Origin of the sequence: Paraliobacillus salinarum, from assembly GCF_014083865.1 — a bacterium.
GTDB lineage: Bacteria > Bacillota > Bacilli > Bacillales > Amphibacillaceae > Paraliobacillus > Paraliobacillus salinarum.
Genome location: NZ_JACEFA010000003.1, coordinates 78,706 through 101,387, shown reverse-complemented (window position 1 = coordinate 101,387; position 22,682 = coordinate 78,706). Strand labels below are relative to the sequence as shown.

At 34.3% G+C, this 22,682-nt stretch carries 18 protein-coding genes; 16 read left to right on the top strand and 2 right to left on the bottom strand.

Annotated elements, in window-relative coordinates:
• Positions 1-218 precede the first annotated feature (218 nt).
• The 8 genes from HP569_RS04560 to HP569_RS04525 all read left to right on the top strand — a co-directional run bounded on the left by HP569_RS04560 (position 219) and on the right by HP569_RS04525 (position 10,906).
• Positions 219-1,196 carry an NAD-dependent epimerase/dehydratase family protein gene (locus HP569_RS04560; RefSeq protein ID WP_182199980.1) on the top strand — a complete coding sequence of 326 codons (978 nt, stop codon included), beginning with the start codon at positions 219-221 and terminating at the stop codon, positions 1,194-1,196.
• A 233-nt stretch (positions 1,197-1,429) separates the two neighbouring features.
• Positions 1,430-3,502 carry a BglG family transcription antiterminator gene (locus HP569_RS04555; RefSeq protein WP_182199979.1) on the top strand — a complete coding sequence of 691 codons (2,073 nt, stop codon included), beginning with the start codon at positions 1,430-1,432 and terminating at the stop codon, positions 3,500-3,502.
• A complete protein-coding gene (locus tag HP569_RS04550; protein WP_182199978.1) occupies positions 3,503-3,772 on the top strand; it encodes a PTS sugar transporter subunit IIB in 270 nt (89 codons plus the stop codon).
• A gap of 139 nt (positions 3,773-3,911) precedes the next feature.
• On the top strand, positions 3,912-5,189 hold the full coding sequence (ulaA, locus tag HP569_RS04545) for a PTS ascorbate transporter subunit IIC (RefSeq protein WP_182199977.1): 1,278 nt from the start codon (positions 3,912-3,914) through the stop codon (positions 5,187-5,189).
• A gap of 6 nt (positions 5,190-5,195) precedes the next feature.
• On the top strand, positions 5,196-5,894 hold the full coding sequence (trpA, locus tag HP569_RS04540) for a tryptophan synthase subunit alpha (protein ID WP_182199976.1): 699 nt from the start codon (positions 5,196-5,198) through the stop codon (positions 5,892-5,894).
• 460 nt (positions 5,895-6,354) lie between these two features.
• Positions 6,355-8,049, top strand: a complete 1,695-nt coding sequence (locus tag HP569_RS04535; protein ID WP_182199975.1) for a methyl-accepting chemotaxis protein — start codon at positions 6,355-6,357, stop codon at positions 8,047-8,049.
• Between the two features lie 147 nt (positions 8,050-8,196).
• Positions 8,197-8,619 carry a class I SAM-dependent methyltransferase gene (locus tag HP569_RS04530; RefSeq protein ID WP_246366915.1) on the top strand — a complete coding sequence of 141 codons (423 nt, stop codon included), beginning with the start codon at positions 8,197-8,199 and terminating at the stop codon, positions 8,617-8,619.
• A gap of 316 nt (positions 8,620-8,935) precedes the next feature.
• A complete protein-coding gene (locus tag HP569_RS04525) occupies positions 8,936-10,906 on the top strand; it encodes a methyl-accepting chemotaxis protein (RefSeq protein WP_182199974.1) in 1,971 nt (656 codons plus the stop codon).
• Positions 10,907-11,009: 103 nt separating this feature from the next.
• Here the strand turns inward: HP569_RS04525 and guaC are convergent, their stop codons facing one another.
• The gene (gene guaC, locus HP569_RS04520; protein ID WP_182199973.1) at positions 11,010-11,993 is read right to left on the bottom strand and encodes a GMP reductase; all 984 of its coding nucleotides are present in this window, start codon (positions 11,991-11,993) and stop codon (positions 11,010-11,012) included.
• A gap of 252 nt (positions 11,994-12,245) precedes the next feature.
• Here guaC and wrbA point away from each other — a divergent pair, with 252 nt between their 5' ends.
• The 3 genes from wrbA (at position 12,246) to HP569_RS04505 (ending at position 15,506) form a co-directional block, all read left to right on the top strand.
• A complete protein-coding gene (gene wrbA, locus HP569_RS04515; RefSeq protein ID WP_182199972.1) occupies positions 12,246-12,845 on the top strand; it encodes an NAD(P)H:quinone oxidoreductase in 600 nt (199 codons plus the stop codon).
• Positions 12,846-13,014: 169 nt separating this feature from the next.
• Positions 13,015-14,697, top strand: coding sequence for a methyl-accepting chemotaxis protein (locus HP569_RS04510; protein ID WP_182199971.1), 1,683 nt, complete (start codon positions 13,015-13,017; stop codon positions 14,695-14,697).
• 110 nt (positions 14,698-14,807) lie between these two features.
• Positions 14,808-15,506: a CBS domain-containing protein gene (locus HP569_RS04505; protein WP_182199970.1), complete on the top strand. Its 699-nt coding sequence runs from the start codon at positions 14,808-14,810 to the stop codon at positions 15,504-15,506.
• A gap of 20 nt (positions 15,507-15,526) precedes the next feature.
• On the opposite strand, the gene HP569_RS04500 is transcribed toward HP569_RS04505, so the two are convergent.
• On the bottom strand, positions 15,527-15,862 hold the full coding sequence (locus HP569_RS04500) for a thioredoxin family protein (RefSeq protein ID WP_182199969.1): 336 nt from the start codon (positions 15,860-15,862) through the stop codon (positions 15,527-15,529).
• 150 nt (positions 15,863-16,012) lie between these two features.
• Here HP569_RS04500 and HP569_RS04495 point away from each other — a divergent pair, with 150 nt between their 5' ends.
• The 5 genes from HP569_RS04495 (at position 16,013) to HP569_RS04475 (ending at position 22,659) form a co-directional block, all read left to right on the top strand.
• Entirely contained in the window at positions 16,013-17,710 is a 1,698-nt protein-coding gene (locus HP569_RS04495) for a methyl-accepting chemotaxis protein (protein ID WP_182199968.1), read from the top strand.
• A gap of 287 nt (positions 17,711-17,997) precedes the next feature.
• Positions 17,998-20,415, top strand: a complete 2,418-nt coding sequence (locus HP569_RS04490) for a Na+/H+ antiporter subunit A (RefSeq protein ID WP_182199967.1) — start codon at positions 17,998-18,000, stop codon at positions 20,413-20,415.
• Complete coding sequence (locus HP569_RS04485) at positions 20,416-20,838, top strand: Na(+)/H(+) antiporter subunit B (RefSeq protein ID WP_182199966.1); 423 nt, start codon at positions 20,416-20,418, stop codon at positions 20,836-20,838. It abuts the gene before it with no gap.
• The gene (locus tag HP569_RS04480; RefSeq protein WP_182199965.1) at positions 20,838-21,176 is read left to right on the top strand and encodes a Na(+)/H(+) antiporter subunit C; all 339 of its coding nucleotides are present in this window, start codon (positions 20,838-20,840) and stop codon (positions 21,174-21,176) included. Before HP569_RS04485 ends, HP569_RS04480 begins: the two co-directional genes overlap by 1 nt.
• Positions 21,169-22,659, top strand: a complete 1,491-nt coding sequence (locus tag HP569_RS04475) for a Na+/H+ antiporter subunit D (protein WP_182199964.1) — start codon at positions 21,169-21,171, stop codon at positions 22,657-22,659. Before HP569_RS04480 ends, HP569_RS04475 begins: the two co-directional genes overlap by 8 nt.
• The last annotated feature ends 23 nt before the right edge of the window (positions 22,660-22,682 follow it).

Sequence of the window (22,682 nt, the reverse complement as noted above, 5' to 3'; positions counted from 1 at the left end):
ATATTTTGTAAACGTTTTAATACTTTGACAATTATTTAATCCAACAGTATATACTTATTGAGAAGCAATTGTTATGATGTGAATATATATTGTGAAAAGATTAACAATTGCTTGTTAGCATTTTTTCTTTTGGGTGAGAAGGCTTCTAGCCCCTAAATTAACACGTTGAAAAATCAATCTAATAGGCGATTGTAAAGGAAAATTAAGGAGGACTAAAAATGAAAAATGTTTTTATTTTAGGTGGAACAGGTTTACTTGGTTATCACACAGTTAGAGAGTTATTAAGGAGAGGTTACAAAGTATCTACCGTTTCTTTACCACCCATGCCTACAGAAGATTTATTACCAAAAGAGGTTACATGTCAATTAGGTGATATTAATGATATGACTGATGAAGAAGTTCTTGCTTTACTGAAAGGAAAAGATATATTTATTTATGCGGCTGGTGCTGATGAAAGAATGGTTCCAGAGATTCCAGGGGTCAAGTTTTACTATGATGCAAATGTTGTTCCTACACAAAGAATGGCGCGCTTAGCCAGAATATCTGGTGTGAAGAAGTTTGTTATTTATGGCTCTTATTTTTCTCACTTTGCAGAACAATGGACCGATTTAGAATTAGATAAACAACCTTATCCGAGAACTCGACTATTACAAGAAGAAGTTGCAATTTTAGAAGGAGAGGGTGAAATGGATGTTATGTCCATCCGTTTACCGTATATTTTCGGCACTATGCCAGGTAGGACGCCTCTCTGGTCTATGTTCTTGCCCGAGATTCAAGGGAAAGATGTAGTTCCAGTCTTAAGTGGTGGGACAGCAATGGTTACCGTTCAACAAGTAGCAGATGCAACGATCGGAGCATTGGAATTTGGTGAACATGGAGGAAAGTATGCTATTGGTGGTACAAATATGAAACACCAAGAGTTTTATCAGATTATTGCAGATTTATTAGGGCAAAAGGATACGCTGATTAAAGTGGTTCCGAAAGATCATATTAAACCTACTTTAGTGGAATATGATAAGAAACTAGCAGCTGAGGGAAAAGAACATGGAATACATCTAGGTTTAACAGCTGATATTAAAGACCGTGATGCATACCTAGATTCGAATGATACGATGACTATTTTAAAATATAATCAAGACGATGTAATTGCATCTATAAAAGAAACAATTAAAGTTTGTATCGATAATTCTAATTAAACATTTAGATGAAGTTTTTCCTTGCAAATTTGAAAGATTTTATCAATGCATTGTTATAAAATAGAGTACAAGCCTACACCTAAAACGGTGAGGCTTTCTTTTTTGTGTAGTTAATCAATCAATTGCAAAATGATTTTGCAATTTGCAACCAAGTGATTGCAAGATAACACGCAAGTATTTGGTCTTGGTGGTACATGAAAAGATTACTTATAATAAATGTGAGGTGAAGATAGATGAACAATCGCGCGCGAGATCTTGCTTTACTATTAACAGAGAATGACCTTTTGTTTACCATTAAAGAGCTAACTAAGCACTTTTCTGTTAGTCAACGTACCATCTATAATGACTTAATGGAAGTAGATGATTTTTTAAATAAAAATAAACTTCCTATGTTACAACGTCAAAAAGGAAAAGGTGTATCGTTGCAGCTTACGAAGAATGAGCTACAACATTTAAAATCGCTTCTTGATCAAGAAGAATTTATTTTTCATACACCAGAAGAAAGAAAATACTCTGCCTTACATTTCTTATTAATTCAACAGGGCTATGTAACGATTGACCAAATCTCAAATTTTCTTAAAGTATCAAGGAATACAGTCATTAGTGATATGAAGTATTGGAAACAGTGGTTTCAAGAACATGAATTATCACTAATGTCCTATCCTTACAAAGGCTTGAGAGTAGAAGGAAGAGAGTTATCTATAAGAAAAGCATTGCTGGCAGTTTTTCGAGAGGAAAAAAGAAACCGTATTCACATGACCAACACCGAGCAGTCTATCTTAAATGAATTTCTTTCCATTCAAGAAATCAATCACCTTGTACGTATAGTCGGAATGGCAGAACATAAATTACACATTATTATTTCAGATCACTCGTATTTCAGAGTTATTCTTCATCTTGGTTTAGCGATCAATCGAGTGAAACAGAGACGAATGTTAGGAAGGGATGCAATCTCAGATCGGGTTTTAGCAACGCGAGAATATGAGATAGCATGTATAGTTAAAAAAGAAATTAATCGTGCATTTGGGATTAGTTTTCCGGAAAATGAAGTGATGTATTTTGCTTCGCAGCTAGTTAGTAGTAGTTTGCAGGATACGAATCAATATGGTAATACAAATGAACAGTGGCTTCCATTACAAATGGTAACCCGGACGTTTATTGAAGAGCTTGAATCTATTTTTCATGTTTCATTTATAGAGGATGAACAGTTGTTCAATGGATTAATGGCTCATCTTAGACCTGCAATATACCGACTTAGTAATGGAACATCCATTGATAATCCTGTGTTGGATGCAATAAAGCAAAATTATCATTATGTTCATAATCATGTCATGCGAACAATTCCTATAATAGAAGCTCAATTAGGTGTTGGCTTTAATGAAGATGAAGCTTCTTTTATAACGATGTATGTTACAGCTGCGTTAGAAAGGCAAAAGAAACGAACGAGAAGAAAACCAGTTGTCATTATTGTTTGCGACACAGGAATGAGTACATCACAAATGTTAGCCACACAATTAAAAAATTTGTTTCGGATAAGAGTACTTGGGGCATTTCCAGCTAGACAAGCTTCAGAAATCGTTAAAGAACAAATAGTTGATTTAGTGATCACAACAGTCCCATTAACATTGCAGGAGATAAAAGTAGTCAATGTAAATCCTGTTTTGTTAAAAGAAGATATTAAGAAATTAACTTTGCTATTAGAAAAGTTTGAGGGGCAAGAATTGCTTGTGTTCGACATTTTGAAAATTATAGAACCTTACTGTACGATTCATGATCCGAAAGTACTTCAGGAAAAATTACAACAATATTTTCAAAGTGAAAAAACAAAGTTACCAAATCCGGAGAGGAGATCACATCCTGTGTTAATTGAAGTTTTAAATGAAAATCTAATAGAAACACAAGCAGAAGTAAAAGACAGAGATAGTGCAGTTAAATTAAGTGGTGAATTACTTCTAAAGAACAATCTTATTGAAGAAAAATATATTCAAGCAATGCTTGATAATGTAAAAGAAAACGGTACGTATATTGTTATTGCGCCAGGTATAGCGATGCCGCATGCCAGACCAGAATATGGTGCGAAAGATATTGGCTTTAGTATTGTTACATTAAAAGAACCAATTGTATTCGGGCATCGTACAAATGATCCTGTGAGAATTGTCATTGGATTATGTGCAATTGATCATGAGACTCACCTAACGGCTTTATCGGAATTAGTAGGTGTCTTAAATCAAGAAGAGAAATTGGAAGAAATACTAAATGCTAAAACAGCAGAAGATATCATGCGAATTTTTAAGGGGGATAAGTAAATGTATAAAATAGTGACAGTTTGTGGAGCCGGCGTAGGGAGTAGTATGATGCTTAAAGTATTCGCTCAACAAATTTTATCAAATGAAGGTGTAGAGGCAACTGTAGATGCATCTGATATTGGGTCTGTTAGTGCTGATGATTATGATATTGTAATTACCACATCTGATTTTGCGGACATTTTAAGAAACTCAAAAGCCAAGGTTGTTAGAATAGATAACATGATGGATAAAGAATTTTTAAGAACAGAATTATTGAAAGTAATCAATTAATCGTGTTTGTAAATATTTGATGTCCCGTAATGCTAACTTATGCTTATGGGACAGGATAACTATTGTCTATGAGCATATTATGTATCTATGACTTTAGTCAATTACTATTGCAGTGCGATAAAAAAGGAGAGAGCAGCTAATGGATTTTCTTATGTATCTCATTAACAATATATTCAGTCAAGCAGTATTTGTAATTGGAGCTGTTGTGCTAGTAGGTCTATTAATACAACGAAAGAGCTTTGACTCATTAGTTTCGTCTACAGTTAAAACAATGATAGGTTTTTTACTTATTAATACTGGTGCACAATCACTAGGAGTTTCCTTGCTCCCATTACAACCAATGCTCAGTAAAGTATTTCAGTTAAATGCGGAGATTCCTACACTTGAAGAAGCACAAATGGAAAGTTTTGTAGAGATAGGAACGGAAATGGCGTTAATTTTCGCATTAGGATTTATTATTCATATTTTATTTGCACGTATAACACCATTTAAATATGTGCATTTATCTGCACATGTATCTTTTTTCTATGCAGGATTAATTGCAGCTCTACTTAAATTTGGTACAAACATGGGATTCATTCCGCTTGTATTAACAGGTTCTCTTATTCTAGGTTTTTATTTAACATTTACTTGTTCATATGTGGCACCTTTAATGAAAAATATAAAAGGTGGCGAAGGATTTACTTTAGGTCACTCAAGTTCCAGTGGTGTTTGGATCGCAGCGAAACTTGGAGGTTTACTAGGTAATAAGAAAAACGATTTAGAAGATATTAAAATACCAAAAAGCTTAAACTTCCTACGAGAAATGACTATTGCATTAACAGTTATTATGACGCTATTATTTTTAGTTGTATCACTTATTTCTAATCCAGCTTGGGTAGCAGATAATATTAGTGGAGGAAGAGATATTGTTACTTTCTCTTTACTAAATGGTTTACAGTTTGGTTTATGGATTACCATTATTTTATCTGGGGTAAGGATGTTGTTGGCTGAAATCATCCCAGCATTCCATGGTATTGCAGATAAATTAATTCCGAATGCCAAGCCAGGTTTGGATGTACCGTTATTATTCCCAAATTATCCAACTTCAGTAATCGTAGGTTTCTTAACTAGTTTAGTAGCTGGATTTGTAGGGATGTTCATTTTAGCTATAGTTGATTATCCGATAGCAGTTTTTCCAGCGTTAATACCAACGTTTTTTACAGGTGCAGTAACTGCCATTTTCGGTAATTCGACAGGTGGAATTAGAGGCGCGTTAATTGGTTCATTCACGAATGGTTTAATCCTAATTATAGGACAAGCATTATTGCTTCAGCATATAGGTTCTTATGGTTCTATCATGCGTATTCTTAGTGAAACAGACTATGCTCTATACGGGCCATTAATGGGTATGCTGTTGAAGCTGATAGGAGGGTAATGGTTTATGAAACAACTCGCCCTTTATCTACCATGTTGCTATCCTAATGAAGATCGTTTTTTTGAAATATTAGACATAATGGATTTACACAAGGTAGATGTATTAGAGCTTGGCATTCCGGTAACAGACCCCCACATGGATGGTGCGGTTATTAAAGAAAGTCATCAGCAGGTATTAGTCCAAGGATTTGATAGAACGTATTTAAATCAAATCCTCATGAAGATTAAAGAAAAATACACATTTAAAGTTGTTCTTATGACATATAAAGAAGGAGTGGATAATTATGATCTATTCACTATCGATAGTCAGTTAATAGATGGTATATTGTGCGTAGATCAAGAAATTACGTTAGAAGATTATCCAATGCCTATCCAACTGTATAATGAAACGATGTCAGATCAATTATTAGAAGAACAGCTGAAGAATAATCGCGTATTTGCCTATTGTATGAGTGGTGCTGGAAAAACGGGGAGCTTTAACCAAGTACCTACAAATTACATTGAAACAATAGAACGAATTAGAAAGTATAGCAATCTACCCATTTTTGTTGGGTTTGGGATCAAAGACGAACAAGATGTTGCTAGTGTGTATTATAATGGTGCAGATGGCGTAATTATTGGATCTTTTTTTGTGAAAATGATTGCAAGCGAATCCTTAGAAACTGTCACTTCGTATTTAAAAAGTTTAAAAAATGTTTCATTGTAACTATATAAAAGTAAGTGAAGAAAGGTGGGGAATAAGATCCCTGCCTTTCTTCATATAGTTAAAAGGTGTTGTGATTGGATTATCTCCTTCTATAAATAACTTTAAAGTAATTATTTCATAAAATTCATACTATAAATTAAAAAATACATTTATTGAAAAAATAATTCTTTTGAACTATGAAAAGGGAAAATTAATCGTTTTTTAATGATTTTTTATATTTTGAAGTTTAAAAAGTCGATAAAAAGAAATTATAATCAGTAATTATATACTACTTAATTTACAATTTAATGTAATGGTAATTTGTACTAGGTAAACAGTAGTGTATTTCACTAAAAAAAAGAAATTAATTACCGATATTAAAAATGATCTTAGAAATGACATCAAGAATATGTGCTTGTTAATTTTTTAGTTTTTGGTGGATATTTCATATGAAAAATATGAAGGTAGAAGGTGTATAAAAATGGGGAAGTTGTTTCGTTTTAACAGTATTAGGAAGAAAATCTTGTTTGGTTTTTCAATTGTAATTTTTTTAGTGGTTGCGTTAGGTGTATATAATGTATTGGCTATAAAGAAATTAAATGATAATACAACGGAAATGGTTGACGTTTATCAGCCATTCTTAAATCTAGTTGATGAAATTGCATTAGATATGACAGACAGAACTTCTTTAATTCGGGGTTACCTACTTTATGAAGATGAGGAATTTAGAGATGAATTTGTTAATAAAACAGAAGAAAGTATAGCATTAGAAAATCAGTTATTGAAATCCCCTTTTGCGGAAAGTATTGAAGGTACAATAGAACGAAAGGTAGTATGGGGCGAGACAACAAACCTTGTGCTTGAAAAATACGATGCTGGTAACAAAGATGCTGCTATGAAGATTATGCGTGAGCAGGTAAAACCCCTTGAAGAGGAAATAACCTCAGAGTTAAAAGCAGTTGTAGATAAAGGCGACAAGATGTTGGGCGAGAAATCCAACGATAATCAACTTTTTGGTAAAGTTTCTTTAATTATTGATCTAGCATTAATACTTATTATTATTGCTATGGCTGTTATAGTTGCCTTAAGAACTGCAAGTATTATTTCTAAACCAATTGTTAAAGTAAAAGATAGAATGAAGACTATTGCGGATGGTGACTTTACTCAAGGTACTTTAGAGATAAAAGCAAATGATGAAATTGGTGAGCTTGTCCGTTCTACTAATGAAATGACAGATAATACGCGAGAACTGTTAAATAGAATTAATGCGGTTTCTGAAACAGTAACGATTCAAGGTGAGAAACTTACGAATGCGGCTAATGAAGTGAAACTGGGTACTGAACAAGTTGCAGTTACAATGGAAGAGTTAGCTACAGGTGCAGAAACTCAAGCAAATAGTACAAGTGACTTAGCGAATCTTATGGGAATGTTTACGAATAAAGTAGAAGATGTAAATAAAAACGGTGAGAATATTGAATCTAATTCCTCTAATGTTCTAGAGATGACAAATAGAGGAAGTCAATCGATGCAAACATCTACAGAACAAATGACGAAGATTAATCACATTGTTAAAGATTCAGTAGATAAGATGAAAAAGTTAGACGACCAAACTCAAGAAATTTCGAAACTTGTTTTAGTTATTAAAGATATCGCTGACCAAACAAACTTATTAGCTTTAAATGCTGCAATTGAAGCTGCAAGAGCAGGTGAGCACGGAAAAGGATTCGCTGTTGTAGCAGATGAAGTAAGAAAGTTAGCGGAACAAGTTGCATTATCGGTAAATGATATTACTAAAATAGTTACTTCCATCCAATCTGAATCAGATGTTGTTTCAACAGCATTAAAAGATGGATATAATGAGGTTGAACAAGGGACGGTTCAAATTAAAGCGACAGATGAGATTTTTGATCAAATTACTGATTCAGTGAAAGAAATGGTAACAAGCATTCATGCAACATCACAAAGTCTGTTAGAAGTTTCTACTAAGACACAGGAAATGAATAAGTCAGTAGAAGAAATTGCTTCCGTATCTGAGGAAGCGGCGGCTGGAGTAGAAGAAACTGCTGCCTCAACACAACAAGCAAGTAGTTCTATGGATGAGGTTGCTGACAGTTCACAGCACCTTTCAGGATTAGCAGAAGAATTAAATGAATTAATTAATCGTTTCAAAGTTTAATATCTATTAAGGAATTAATAAAAGCTGTATGCGTTAGTAAGTCTAACGCATACAGCTTTTTTATAATTTGCGAATTATATTAGGATTTTTCTATTGTATAATAGTGTAAAGATAAAAAGAAATAAATGATTGGGAAGTGATAAAAAGATGGAACATGTATTCAACCAAACACCGTTATACAAGTTTTTAAGCTATTGTAACCATGAAGGTTTAGAACGGAGTGTTTTGGATTGCGGGGCAGGGGGACCCTTTCCTCCACTTGCTCTTTTTAAGCAATTTGACTATCAAACATATGGGATTGAGTTAAACGATGGTCAAATAAAAAAAGCCAGCATCTTTGCTATCAACCACAATTTAGCATTAAATATTAGAAAAGGCGATATAAGAAACCTTCCATTTAATGATCATTCAATTAGCTATATCTACTCTTATAATACCATTTTTCATATGAAAAAAGATGATATCGTCATGGCTATAAATGAAATGAAAAGGGTTTTGAAAACAGGTGGTTTATGTTTTATTAATTTTTTGTCTATACATGACGAAGGTTTTGGAGAAGGGGAAATTTAGAAAAAAGATCATTTTTACAATTGGAAGATGGACAGCAAGTCGTTCATACGTATTATCAAATAGATGAGGCAGAAGATCATTTTAGGAACATGAACATTATATATAAAGAGAATCGAATTGTTGAGAGGCTATATGAGGGTAAAAAAATAAAATAAGACTATATTGATTATATCTTTAAGAAGTAATGTGTTTATTAGTCCAATGCTATGCTTATGCTCAAAGAAATTTGTCGAAAACGTTATAAAAATCCATAGATTTTGTCAAAATGTAATGGTATTCTTTATTGGATACCATTACATTTGAGAGGCGTGAAATTGTGTTTAAATCAGTCAAAGCAAAGTTGTTTTTATCCTTGTTATTAGTAGCTATTATTCCTTTAATTGTAATTAGTTCGATTCTTTATTTTAAAACTAACCAAGGATTTGAAAACATCTTACATAAAAATTTGGATGCTTCAACAGAAACTGTTTCAGAGCAGTTAGATCGTGTTTCAGAAGATTTATTATCAATTACTCAATCATACGCAGAAAATGGAGAAATGTTAGAAGCTTTTAAAAATCGTGATCGTGAACAATTGATAGAAGTTATTACACCAATATTTAAAAGACTTGAATCGGAACACCAGTTCGATGTTTTTGAACTAGGTGATAAAAATGGAACGGTTTTTCTAAGAGGGCATAACCCTGAAAAATTTGGTGATGACAAGAGTGATATTTCTTCTATTCAAGCTGCTCTTGATAATGAAGGGATTTCAGGATTTGAATTTGGAAATAGTGGGCTATCTGTCAGAGCTTTCGTTCCACTTGTTTATAATAATGAAGTGATAGGAACGTTGCAAACGGGCTTAAATGGTCAAGTAATTCAAACGATTACAGATACATTAAAAGGCGTTCAACTAAATATTTTGAACACGGAAGGGAAAGTATTGGTCACTTCCAATCAAGCTGAAGCAGGTAGTATGTTTGATGATCAATCGACATTAGAGCAGGTTGTTGCGGGAGAAGAGATTTCGCAGGAGTCAGATACAAGTATGGAATATTATATGCCGTTGTATGATCCAACACACTCAGAAGCAATTGGTGTGATGGAGATTAAACAAGATGCAACTGACGTTTTAAATATAAATAAAGAGCTTATGTTTTATATTTTAGAAATTGCCTTAATAACGATCGTGCTCGTGGTAATTATTGCACTCTTCTTAAGTAGATTTTTTTCTAAGCCAATACAACAAATAACGCTTGTTATGGATCAAATTGCAAAGGGTGACTTAACAAATTATCTGCAAGCGCAAGGCAGACAAGATGAATTTGGGCAATTAGCTAGGTCTGTTATAAGTACGCAAGCTAAGTTAAAGGATATGCTAGAGAAAATTACAAACCTTTCTGGAGTAGTGAGGGAACAGTCAACTTTAGTTAAGCAATCAAGTAATGAAATATATGATGGAAGCAATCAAGTAGCCTCAACTATGCAGGAACTTGCCTCTGGTACAGATCAACAAGCAGATGCAGCTTCTGACTTAGCTGAACAAATGAGCGATTTATCCAATCGAATTACTGAGGCTTCTGAGAACGGTGCAATGGTACAAGAATCATCGAATGGAGTATTGAACATTGCAAAAAGTAGTAATGAAATGATGAATCAATCTGTTGTACAAATGAACACCATTTACAGCTTAGTAAAGGAATCTGTCGAGAAAGTGGGAACATTAGATGAGCAGACTAAAAAAATATCATCTTTAATTAATGTGATTCAAGACATCTCGGAACAAACCAATCTGCTCGCTTTAAATGCAGCTATAGAAGCGGCTCGCGCTGGAGAAGAAGGGAATGGATTTGCAGTTGTTGCTGAAGAGGTTAGAAAATTATCTGAACAAGTATCAGAATCGGTTCTAGAAATAACAGATATTGTCGGTAATATTCAAGTTGAATCAAGTAATGTTGTTACTTCATTAACAAAGGGTTACAACCAAGTGGATGAAGGCGCAAAACAAATTCAATTAACTGGACAAGAATTCAAAAAAATTGACCAATCCGTTGTAGAAATGGATAATAATATTTCTACAATTAATGCTCACTTTAAGCGAATTTCTGAAAATAGTACAAAGATTAATGATTCTATTGAAAATATCGCATCAGTTTCAGAGGAGTCAGCGGCTGGTGTGGAAGAAACGTCAGCTTCTATTGCTGAAATTAGTAATTTAATTGGTGGAATTACAACTAATACGAATTCTTTAGAGGAGTTATCTGAAAAATTAGATGAAATGGTTAAACAATTTAAGCTTAATTAACTACATGCACTTGTGGAATTTATTTGTTACTGGATTTGAAGTCTACATGCATCGTTTATAAAAAACAAGGCCTAATCTAATTCGGCCTTGTTTTTTATGAGATTTAATATACTTTATCGCCATTAAAGATCGAGTTTTTTACTACAACATAATCAACGGTACGAATTGCTTCTAAACGATTTCCTCCTGCATAAGAAATAGAGGATTGTAAGTCTTGTTTCATTTCAGTAAGGGTGTCGATGAGTGCGCCTTTATGCTCTACATACATTTTCTTACCCTCAACATTCTTCTTCTCGCCTTTTTGGAACTCTGAGGCTGATCCGAAGTATTCTTTATAAAGTTTACCGTCTTTTTCAATCGTTTCACCTGGTGATTCCTCATGTCCTGCAAATAAAGAACCGATCATAACCATCGATGCGCCGAAGCGAATTGATTTTGCAATATCACCGTGTGTTCTGATTCCACCATCAGCAATAATTGGTTTGCTTGCTGCTTTAGCACACCATTTTAAAGCCGCTAATTGCCAACCACCTGTACCAAATCCAGTCTTAATTTTTGTAATACATACTTTTCCGGGACCTATACCAACTTTTGTTGCGTCAGCTCCTGCATTTTCAAGTTCTCTTACTGCCTCTGGTGTTCCGACATTTCCGGCGATAACAAATGTATCAGGTAAATAATATTTAATGTGCTGAATCATTTCAATAACAGCAGTAGAATGCCCATGTGCAATATCGATCGTAATATAATCAGGAATTAACTGTTGATCTGATAACTGTTTGATAAAATCGTATTCTTCGTATTTCACACCAACACTAATGGATGCAATTAATTGTTGCGCATGCATATCTTTTATAAAAGCGATTCGTTTCTCTGGCTCAAATCGGTGCATAACATAAAAGAAATTGTTTTTTGCTAGAAACAGTGCAATATTTTCATCGATAATTGTTTGCATGTTTGCAGGTACGACAGGTAGATCAAAAGTGTGTTTCCCTAAAGTTATACTCGTGTCACACTGGGATCGGCTGTCCACAATACATTTTGCGGGAATTAGTTGAATATCTTCGTAATCAAATACATTTTCCATTAATAACACTCCTAAAAACGAATAATTTTATCTTTATTTGTTTAAACGTTCGTACTTTTATAATTTAACCTATTTTCTCCTTCTTGTCAAAATGGGACATTGGGGACTGACCCCAATGTCCCAAAGTCGTTTATCTTGAATTCAAGATAATATTTTGGTATGATTTATTTAGAAATCGAGATAATAAGTGTGAATCTACTCGATTTGGGTATTTAGATAAGTATAGAATAAATAAAAAAGGAGAGATGACAAATGGTAAAAGTAGCAGTTGTATATTACAGCTCAACAGGAATTAATTATCAACTAGCAAATTGGGCAAAAGAAGCGGTTGAAGAAACTGGTGCAGAGGTTCGGTTAGTTCGTGCACCTGAAAATGCTCCGGAAGCGGCTGTAGCATCTAATGAAGCGTGGAAAGCACATATTGAAGCAACGAAAGATGTACCAGAAGTTACTTCAGATGACTTTGAATGGGCTGATGGAATTATCTTTAGCGTACCAACTAGGTTTGGTGCTGTCCCTTCCCAAATGAAATCAGTGATTGATTCTCAAGGAGGACTATGGGGATCCGGTAAGACTGTTAATAAGGTAGTGACAGCGATGACTTCAGCGTCAAATCCGCATGGTGGTCAGGAAGCAACATTGCTTAATTTATATACGTCAATGATGCATTGGGGAGCAATTATTGTTCCTCCAGGTTACTCTGATCAATCTGTGTTTAGTGCAGGTGGTAATCCATACGGAACAAGTGTGACTCAAGGACAAGATGGTAAAATGATAGAAGATGTGCAAGCGGCTGTTAAGCATCAAGCTAAAAGATTAGTCGAAACTACAACGAAAATTGTAAATGGATAATCTCATTAAAAAAAGGAATCGGTCTCAAGATCGGTTCTTTTTTGCTTTCAGACCAATAATTTCCTCGTCAAAATAAATGACATATCTCTAATCATTAGACAACTTTATTCCGATAGTTATAAGTAGAGTGAAATCACATCGAAGTGTAACAAGTAAAGGAGAGAGTAATTTGAAAATTACTGGGAAATTAATTGGTACAACCTTATCTATTGTTTTAATTATGATTGTAATGGGATTATTATCTGTAACAGCTTTATCAAACATCAATCAAAACGGAAAAGAAATGTATTTTGACAAAATTGTACCAATGGAAGATTTAAATCAGATTGTACGTCTAGTCGAAAATACACAAGTGAATCTTTTAACAGCTGCATTATACGAAGACGAAAGATATGCGACTATGGTGGAAGATAACACAGAAGAAATCACTCAATACATTGATCGTCTAAACGAGGCTCCACTTACAACAAATGAGCAAGAATTATTTCAGCTATTTAAAGCGGACTGGTCTGAATTAGTTAATGGAGTTTCAAGCAATATTGCTCATATTAGAAGTAACGAGTATGACAAGGCGTTAGATGGTATTAGCAAAGATTCAAATAAATTTAACAATATAAGTAGCAATTTAAATGAGCTACTACAAATTAATCAAAAAAACATTCAAGAATTTAACTTGAGAAACAAGGGTCAATTTGAGAAAAGTAGATTTAATGTATTATTCTTAATTCTTATAGCAACTGTTGCTGCTGTAATAATTGGTGTGGTTATGGGTCGTAGTATAGGGACACCGTTAAGAAAGGTTGCCCGACGTATGGATGATGTAGCTAACGGTGTTCTTACAAATGAGCCTTTAAACATAAAACGAAAAGACGAAATCGGGATGTTAGTTTTAGCTACAAACAAGATGCAAGAGAACTTACAACAAGTACTGCAACAAATCAAGCAAGCTACTGCAAATGTTACTACACAAAGTGAAGAATTAACACAGTCTGCTAATGAAGTACAAGAAGGAAGTAAACAAATAGCAACAACAATGGAAGAATTATCAGATGGAGCAGAGTCGCAAGCCAATAGTGCGACGATGTTAACAGAATCCATGGATCAATTATTAAATAAAATTGATCTTGCAAATAAAGAAAACGTCACGACAGTAAAAGAAGCAAAGCGAATTTTAACGCAAACAAAACAGGGTAGTGAATCCATGGATCAATCTGTAGAAATGATTCAATCTATTCGTGATACGGTTCATCAATCTGTAGATAAAGTGAAGCAATTAAATGAAGAATCACAAGAGATTTCGAAGCTGGTTCAGTTTATTCAAGACATTGCCGAACAAACTAATTTACTGGCTTTAAATGCTGCAATTGAAGCGGCTAGAGCAGGAGAGCATGGTAAAGGTTTTGCTGTTGTTGCCGATGAGGTTAGGAAATTAGCTGAACAAGTTACCCAATCTGTACAAGGTATTACGACTATTGTAACTCGGATCCAAAATCATTCAGACGAAGCAACAGCTGTTTTAAGTAATGGGTACACAACAGTAGAAGAAGGGTCAAAACAAATTAAACAAACCGGAGAAGTGTTTGAAAAAATTGATGAATCTTATACAACGTTAGTCAGTAGACTACAAAATGTTGCTTCACACTTAGAGAACATTGTACAAAATAGCTCGAAAATTGATACGGCCATTCAAGATGTTGCTGCTGTATCACAGGAATCCGCAGCTGGAGTTGAGGAAACGGCAGCGTCTTCCCAACAATCATTAAGTGCTATGGAAGAAGTATCCTATACCGCTGAGGAGTTAGCGCGTTTAGCAGAGCAATTGGAGAAAGAAGTTGCTCGTTTTCAAATTTAATCACACGCGAAAAAGATCGGAAATACTACTATCCGATCTTTTTTTAATTGCAAAGCTTATTTTTGTCTTCTTATTTGGTAGAATAAATAGTATGAAAAGGAGTGGTTGCAATGAAGAATGCAGATCGATTTGTAATTGCATTTAATAAAATAGAGAAGTTTTTTGATAAGGAAATTAAAGAGAAAAAATATATTCCTTTTTATCGTGCTGTTCAACGATTGAGCCATACCAATCCAGTAGTTCAAAGATATCAGGATGATCTATTAGAGTTCTCTGAATTACGGAATGCAATTATTCACGAAAGAACTGAGCCGCATTACGCGATTGCAGAACCGCATGATCAAATTGTTAATCAAATTGAAAAGATTGCCGAAGAACTTACTGCTCCTAAGTTAGTTATTCCAACATTTGCCAAAAAGTTACACACGTTAGATGGAAATAACACATTTAAGCAAGTACTATACAGTATTAAGAAAAGTGGCTATTCCCAATTTCCTATTTATAGAAACAAGCAATTTGTTGGTTTACTTACAGACAAACATATAACGCAATGGTTAGCAAGAAACATAGATACATCCTTTGATCATTTATTAGAAACTAGAATTTTAAAGATCATACAAGACGATCAAATGGCGAGAAATTATCTGTTCATCAACAAACAAATGACGATTTATGAAGCAGAAGATATATTCCTCAGACAATTAAAACAACAAAAAAGATTAGATGCTTTGCTAATTACGGAAAGTGGTAAGCAAACCGAACAATTGCTAGGTATGGTAACAACAAATGATCTTATTCATATTCCTTAAGGATCCTTGTTAGATATGCGCTACTCATAGTAACCGTCATATATTTGTTTGATTTTTTCTTCAAAAGGCTCTAATGGTATGATTCTAGCGCCACGATAATATTCTTTACCCTCAACAAATACTAGTACGACTGGAACTGTGAAGATTGAAAAAGCACCCGCAACTTCAGGAACTATATCAGCACTAACTTGAGTGGTTTCGATCTTCGGGTATTTCTCCATGATTGATTCTATTTGTGGAAGTAAACCATGACACACGCTACATTGTTCTCTTGAAATATAAACAAGTGAGACGTCATTAGATTTAATGAATGTGTCTAATTGTTCCATTGATTCCGTTTTTGGAAAAGCAGTCATAATAATTCACCTCATAATAATTTCAATAAACTTATTAAAGCATATTCAATATGTAATTCCTAATAATTTGACCTAAAGTACCATTAATATTTGTCGATTATAGTCGATATAGAAAGTAGGTACGAAATTTAACGGTAAGGGGATACATACATGAAAAAACTTTTTCAATTCAAGTCTTTACGTACGAAAATATTAGTTGGTTTTTTGTTGTTGGTTCTACTTATTTTTGCATATAGCACATTTACAATTCTTACAAATTATCAGTTAAAATCAAGTTTCGAAAATATAACAGAGGAAGATCTGAACACATTGCTAACGGATGAGACGCTAGTATTTAATATTAGTGAGCGTATTGGGTTAGCTAGAGGGTATGTATTATATGGTGATGCGAGTTACTTAGAAAGATTTGATGAGATTACAGAAAAAAGTAAGAAGCTTGAAGAAGAAATTGCCGATGAATCAAGCTTTGCAGAAATTAGAAAGCTAGCAGAAGACTCAGCTAAATGGCAAGAACAATTAGAGAGAAATGTGTTTGCAGAATATAGAAGAGGTAACGAAGAAGAAGCTGCATCATATTTAAAAAACACGGCAGAGCCAGTAGCTCAACGAATCATTGCTGATTTCAAGACACTCGTTGAAAAAAGAGAAGAACATATAATGGAAGATTCCGATAGAATTGTAACTAACTTTGAATATGTTAACTTGTATGGATTTATCGCTGCAATAATTATATTTTTTGTTGCTATAGCAACAGGTTTATACGTAGCGCGTATTATTACACAGCCGATTAAAAAAGTGAAAGAGCGGATGGTAACAATCGCATCCGGTGATTTACAAGAAGAGCCGCTCGAAATAAACACAAGAGATGAAGTTGCAGATTTGGTGCATGCAATGAATACAATGCAAGCGAATTTAAAAGAGATAGTTAATGAGATTCAAACGGTATCAAGTACTGTCTCTCACCAAAGTGAACAGTTAACACAATCATCTGACCAGGTGAAAGAAGCGAGTGAGCAAGTTGCTGTGACAATGGAGGAACTTTCAAGAGGTTCAGAATCTCAAGCGAATACAACGAGTGATATCTCTGCTTCAATGAGTGATTTCGCTCAAAAAATTACTGAGGCAAATATAAAAGGGGAGAATATATATAACTCTTCTAGAACAATGACTGATCTTGTTTCGAGTGGTAAGCAAGAAATGGATAGCTCTATTCAGCAGATGGCACAGATTTTCCAAGTTGTTTCGGATGCTGTAACCCAAGTGAAAGGATTAGACGAGCAATCGAAAGAAATCACGAAGCTAGTAAATGTAATTAAAGATGTTGCAGAACAGACGAATTTACTAGCATTAAACGCAGCGATTGAAGCAGCGCGTGCCGGAGAACACGGTAAAGGCTTTGCTGTTGTTGCAGACGAAGTTAGAAAGTTAGCAGAACAAGTAGCTCAATCTGTTACAGACATCACTCGAATTGTGACAAGCGTCCAAACTGAAACAGACCAAGTGGCTACAGCGTTAGAAGGTGGTCATAAAGAAGTAGAAACAGGAATGAACCAAGTGGTAAACACGGGTAGTATTTTTGAACAAATTGATTCAGAATTAAATACTTTAGCATCTGAAATTAAAGATATCTCAAATAATTTGTCTACTATTAATAGCAACAGTGAACGAATGAGTAGTGGATTAGAGGATATCGCTTCTGTTTCGGAAGAATCAGCTGCAGGAATAGAACAAACAGCAGCATCAATTCAGGAAACGAGTAGTTCAATGGAAGAGGTTGCAAATAATTCTGGTCAATTAGCAAAATTGGCTGATCACTTAAAAGTATTAGTTCGTAAATTTAAGCTGTAATTATGTAAGTAAAATCCGATCAATTGGTCGGATTTTACTTATGATCATAAACTTAATCCGAATGATTAAAAACAAAGTGTCATAAAAAATTTAAAAATATATTTTTTCTGCTTTTCTTCCTATATGAATATTAGGAGAAAAAGAGTGTTTAGCGATTGTAGCCATAATTGCTACTAAAAATTAATTCATGTATAATTTCATTATGTTTGTATGTTACTTGTAATAAAACATTGCGTGTAGTGTATAAAGATAAAATTTAGTTTTGAATTTTGAGGAGGTATGGGCTCTTGTCATTATTACATATAGCAATAATAGCCCCTTTTTTATTTGCACTAACAGTCCCGTTTTTTTATAAGAAAATATCATCTATTCATACGGGATGGTTTGTGCTTGTATTACCGGCAGTATTATTTGTTTACTTGTTGACGTTTATTCCAACTATGGCTAGTGGTGAAGTAATTACACACATGCTTAATTGGGTTCCATCTTTAGGAATTAATTTTAATATTCATTTAGATGGATTAGCATTGCTATTTGCATTATTAATTACAGGTATAGGTACATTGGTTGTTTTGTATTCTATCTTCTATTTAGATAAAAACAAAGAATCACTACATAACTTTTACTTTTATTTATTAATGTTTATGGGTGCGATGTTAGGTGTTGTTCTTTCTGGAAACTTGATGGTTCTATATGTATTCTGGGAATTAACTAGCCTATCTTCTGCATTGCTGATTGGTTATTGGTACAACAGAGAGAAATCTCGATATGGTGCACAAAAATCAATGTTAATTACCGTTTCAGGTGGTTTTGCAATGCTTGCAGGCTTCTCATTACTTTATGTAATGACAGGCACATTTACTATTACTGAAATTATTGCTCAAGCAGATGTCATCGCCCAAAGTAGTTTATTTATTCCAGCGATGTTATTAGTTTTAGCTGGTGCATTTACTAAATCTGCACAGTTTCCGTTTCATATTTGGTTACCAGATGCGATGGAAGCTCCAACACCAGTAAGTGCATATTTACACTCAGCCACAATGGTAAAAGCAGGTATTTATTTAGTTGCTCGTTTAAGCCCTGTTTTTTCAGGCTCGTCTGAATGGTTTTGGCTAGTTTCCGGTTTTGGTCTATTTACATTACTATGGGGATCGTTTAATGCGGTTCGACAAACAGACTTGAAATCAATTTTAGCTTACTCAACGATCAGTCAGCTTGGTATGATTATGAGCATGCTTGGTGTAGGTTCTGCTGCGGCCTTTTATGGGTACAAAGCTGGATTTACTGCAGCTACAATAGCTGCTATTTTTCATTTAATTAATCACTCTACGTTTAAAGGTAGCTTGTTCATGGTCGCTGGTATTGTTGATCACGAGACAGGCACAAGAGATATTCGTAAACTAGGTGGGCTAATGACAATTATGCCGATTACCTTTACTATCTCTGTGATTGGTGCTTTCTCTATGGCCGGTATTTATCCATTTAACGGGTTCTTGAGTAAAGAGTTGTTTTTAGAAAGTATGTTACATGCAACAGATATTACTAGTTTTAATATGCAATCGTTAGGTATCTTATTCCCAGTCGTTGCTTGGGTTGCAAGTGTATTCACATTTGTTTATAGTATGATCCTTGTTTTCAAAACATTTAGAGGAAAATATCAACCCGAAAAATTGGAGAAAAAACCGCATGAAGCACCAATTGGTATGTTAATACCGCCAATCGTGTTAGCTAGTTTAGTTGTGTTTTTTGGCTTTTTCCCAAATGTATTATCAAATACGATTATTGAGCCAGCAGTCAAAGCAATTTATCCGGCTTCCTTAACTGGAATAGAGAGTTTTGATATTCATTTTTCAGCATGGCATGGATTTAACTACCCGCCATTGTACATGACACTTACTATCATTGCGGTAGGAATCCTAATGTATTTAACTTTAGCAAAATGGCAAAAAATCTATGCGTTTTTACGCTTGCATAAAAAAGATCCAATCAATTATATATATGACGGTTTCTTAGATAAATTAGTTTCAGGTTCAGCTAAAGTAACTAATCTTCAAATGACAGGGTTACTTCGTGATTACTTTGTCTATATGAATGTTTTCTTAATTGCTCTAGCATTCTATACGTTATATCATTTCAATGCTTTTGCGATTGATACAACGAATGTAGCGCCAATACCAATTTATGTATGGATACTTGTTGGAATCGTTGCCGCAGCTGCACTTGCAGTTCCATTCATTAACAATCGTGTTGCAGCGATTATCTCAGTTGGGTTTGTAGGCTTTCTCGTTGCTTTATTCTTCGTTATGTTCCGAGCTCCGGATTTGGCATTAACACAGTTGCTTGTTGAAACAGTTACAACAGCATTGTTCTTGTTATGTTTCTATCATTTACCGGAATTACGAAAAGAGAAATCAAAGCCAACATTCAAATGGGTTAACCTATTTATTTCTTTAGGTGTAGGATCATTAGTAACAACGATGGCACTTAGTGCAATGGCATTCGGTAACAAGAAACCATTTGAGTCTATTTCAAATTATTTCATCGAAAATTCACATGATTTAGGTGGCGGTGACAACGTTGTTAATGTTATTCTAGTTGATTTCCGTGGAATGGATACAATGTTAGAAATTCTAGTGTTAGGAATTGCTGCTTTAGGTGTAGTTACTTTAATCAAGTTAAGAATGAACGGAAAGGAAGATGTATAAATGAAAAATAACTTATCATTGCATACGATCACTCGAATCGCAGTATTCATCATTCTTTCCTTTTCTTTGTATTTATTATTTGCTGGACATAACAATCCAGGTGGAGGGTTCATTGGAGCTTTAATGGCTGCGTCAGCTATCGTTTTGTTATATGTAAGTTTCGATTTAAAAACGATTAAGTCGGTGCTTCCATTTTATTATCCCTATTTTATAGCGACTGGCTTAATTTTAGCGATGGGTACTGGTGTTAGTAGTGTATTATTCGGTTATCCATTTTTAACTCAGTTTTTCAAGTATGCAACTTTACCAATCTTAGGAGAGGTTGAGTTAACGACTGCATTGGTATTTGATATTGGTGTATTCATCGTCGTAATTGGAGTTGCGTTACTAATTATTACAACGATTGCGGAGGATGATGCGTAATGGAGATTTTGATAGCTATTCTAATTGGTGTATTGTTCTCAGTTGCGACGTACCTCATATTAACAAAGAGTTTATTCAGAGTTGTGCTAGGAACAGTTCTATTGTCTCACGGTGCTCATTTACTTATTTTGACGATGGGTGGTTTAGGTGGTAAATCTGCACCATTACTAGGTGAAGAGGCTGCAAATTATACCGATCCTTTACCTCAGGCGTTAATATTAACCGCTATTGTTATTAGCTTTGGTATGACCGCTTTATTACTAGTGATGACGTATAGAACATATAAAGTACACCAAACAGATGATTTAGATCAATTAAGGGGAAGATCAGATGAGTAATTTTTTAACGCTACCAATATTATTACCGATGTTTATCGGAACTATATTGATTTTTCTAGCAAAAAAACATAGGATTCAACGAGTAATAGCAGGAATAAGCAGTATTGCCTTGCTGATAGTCGCTATCTACTTAGCCTATGCTGTATATCAATCACCAGATCAGATCATTACTTTAGAAGTTGGAGATTGGTCAGCACCATTTGGTATTGTGTTAGTTGCAGATATGTTTGCAACCATGATGGTTATTTTATCAAGTATCGTTGGTGCGGTTTGTTTATTTTTTGCTTTCAAGACAATTCATAGTGACCGTGAAAAATTCTATTTCTATCCATTCTACTTTTACTTGCTTACTGGTGTGAATGGGGCATTTTTAACAGGAGATATATTTAACTTATTTGTATTCTTTGAAGTAATGTTGATTTCTTCTTATGTATTGATTGTCCATGGTGGAACTGGATATCAATTAAGAGAATCGTTTAAGTATGTAGTCATGAATATGGTTGCCTCAGCGTTTTTCCTTGTAGCTTTAGCGTATCTATATGCAACAACCGGAACGTTAAACATGGCGCATTTAGGTGAACGTGTTGCAGAACTTGGGCAGGAAGGGATTCTAAATGGTGTTGCAATCATTTTCCTATTTGTTTTTGGTGCAAAAGGTGCTCTGTTCCCATTGTACTTTTGGTTACCAAAATCATACTATGGTCCTCCAGCAGCAATTTCTGCATTATTTGGTGGTTTATTAACCAAAGTAGGTATTTATGCGATTATACGAACATTCACCCTAATCTTTGTTCATAATCCATCATTTACACATACGATTATTTTATACTTAGCTGCCGGTACGATGTTCTTTGGTGTACTTGGAGCCGTCTCGCAATTTGATTTTAAACGTATCTTATCTTTTCATATTATTAGTCAGGTGGGATACATGGCAATGGGATTGGGGGTATTTTCTCCATTAGCTATTGCAGGTGCGATTTATTACATCGCCCACCACATTATTGTAAAATCAGCTCTATTCCTTTTCGCTGGTGCAACAGAAAAGATTACTGGCACAACGGATTTAAAGAAAATGGGTGGCTTATTAAAAACACATCCTTGGCTAGGTTGGCTATTCTTTATATCAGCTATGTCATTAGCGGGGATACCGCCTTTAAGTGGTTTCTTTAGTAAATTTGCGTTAATCTTATCGGCAGTACAAGAGCAGGAATACTTCATTGTGGCTGTAGCGCTTATTGTAGGTGTGTTAACACTATTTTCTATGATGAAAATATTTATGTACGCTTTCTGGCGTGAACCAACAATAAAAGAAGAGGATATTAATAAAAAAGAAATGTTTGGATTATTAAGACCGATTATACCTTTAGTAGTATTGACAATTGGTTTAGGTTTTCTTGCAGAACCGATCTTTACTTATTCTCTAGGTGTTGCTGATCAAATTCTAGATCCAACAAACTATATCCAAGCTGTTCTAGGCAAATAAGTAAATTATTTATCAAAATTTTG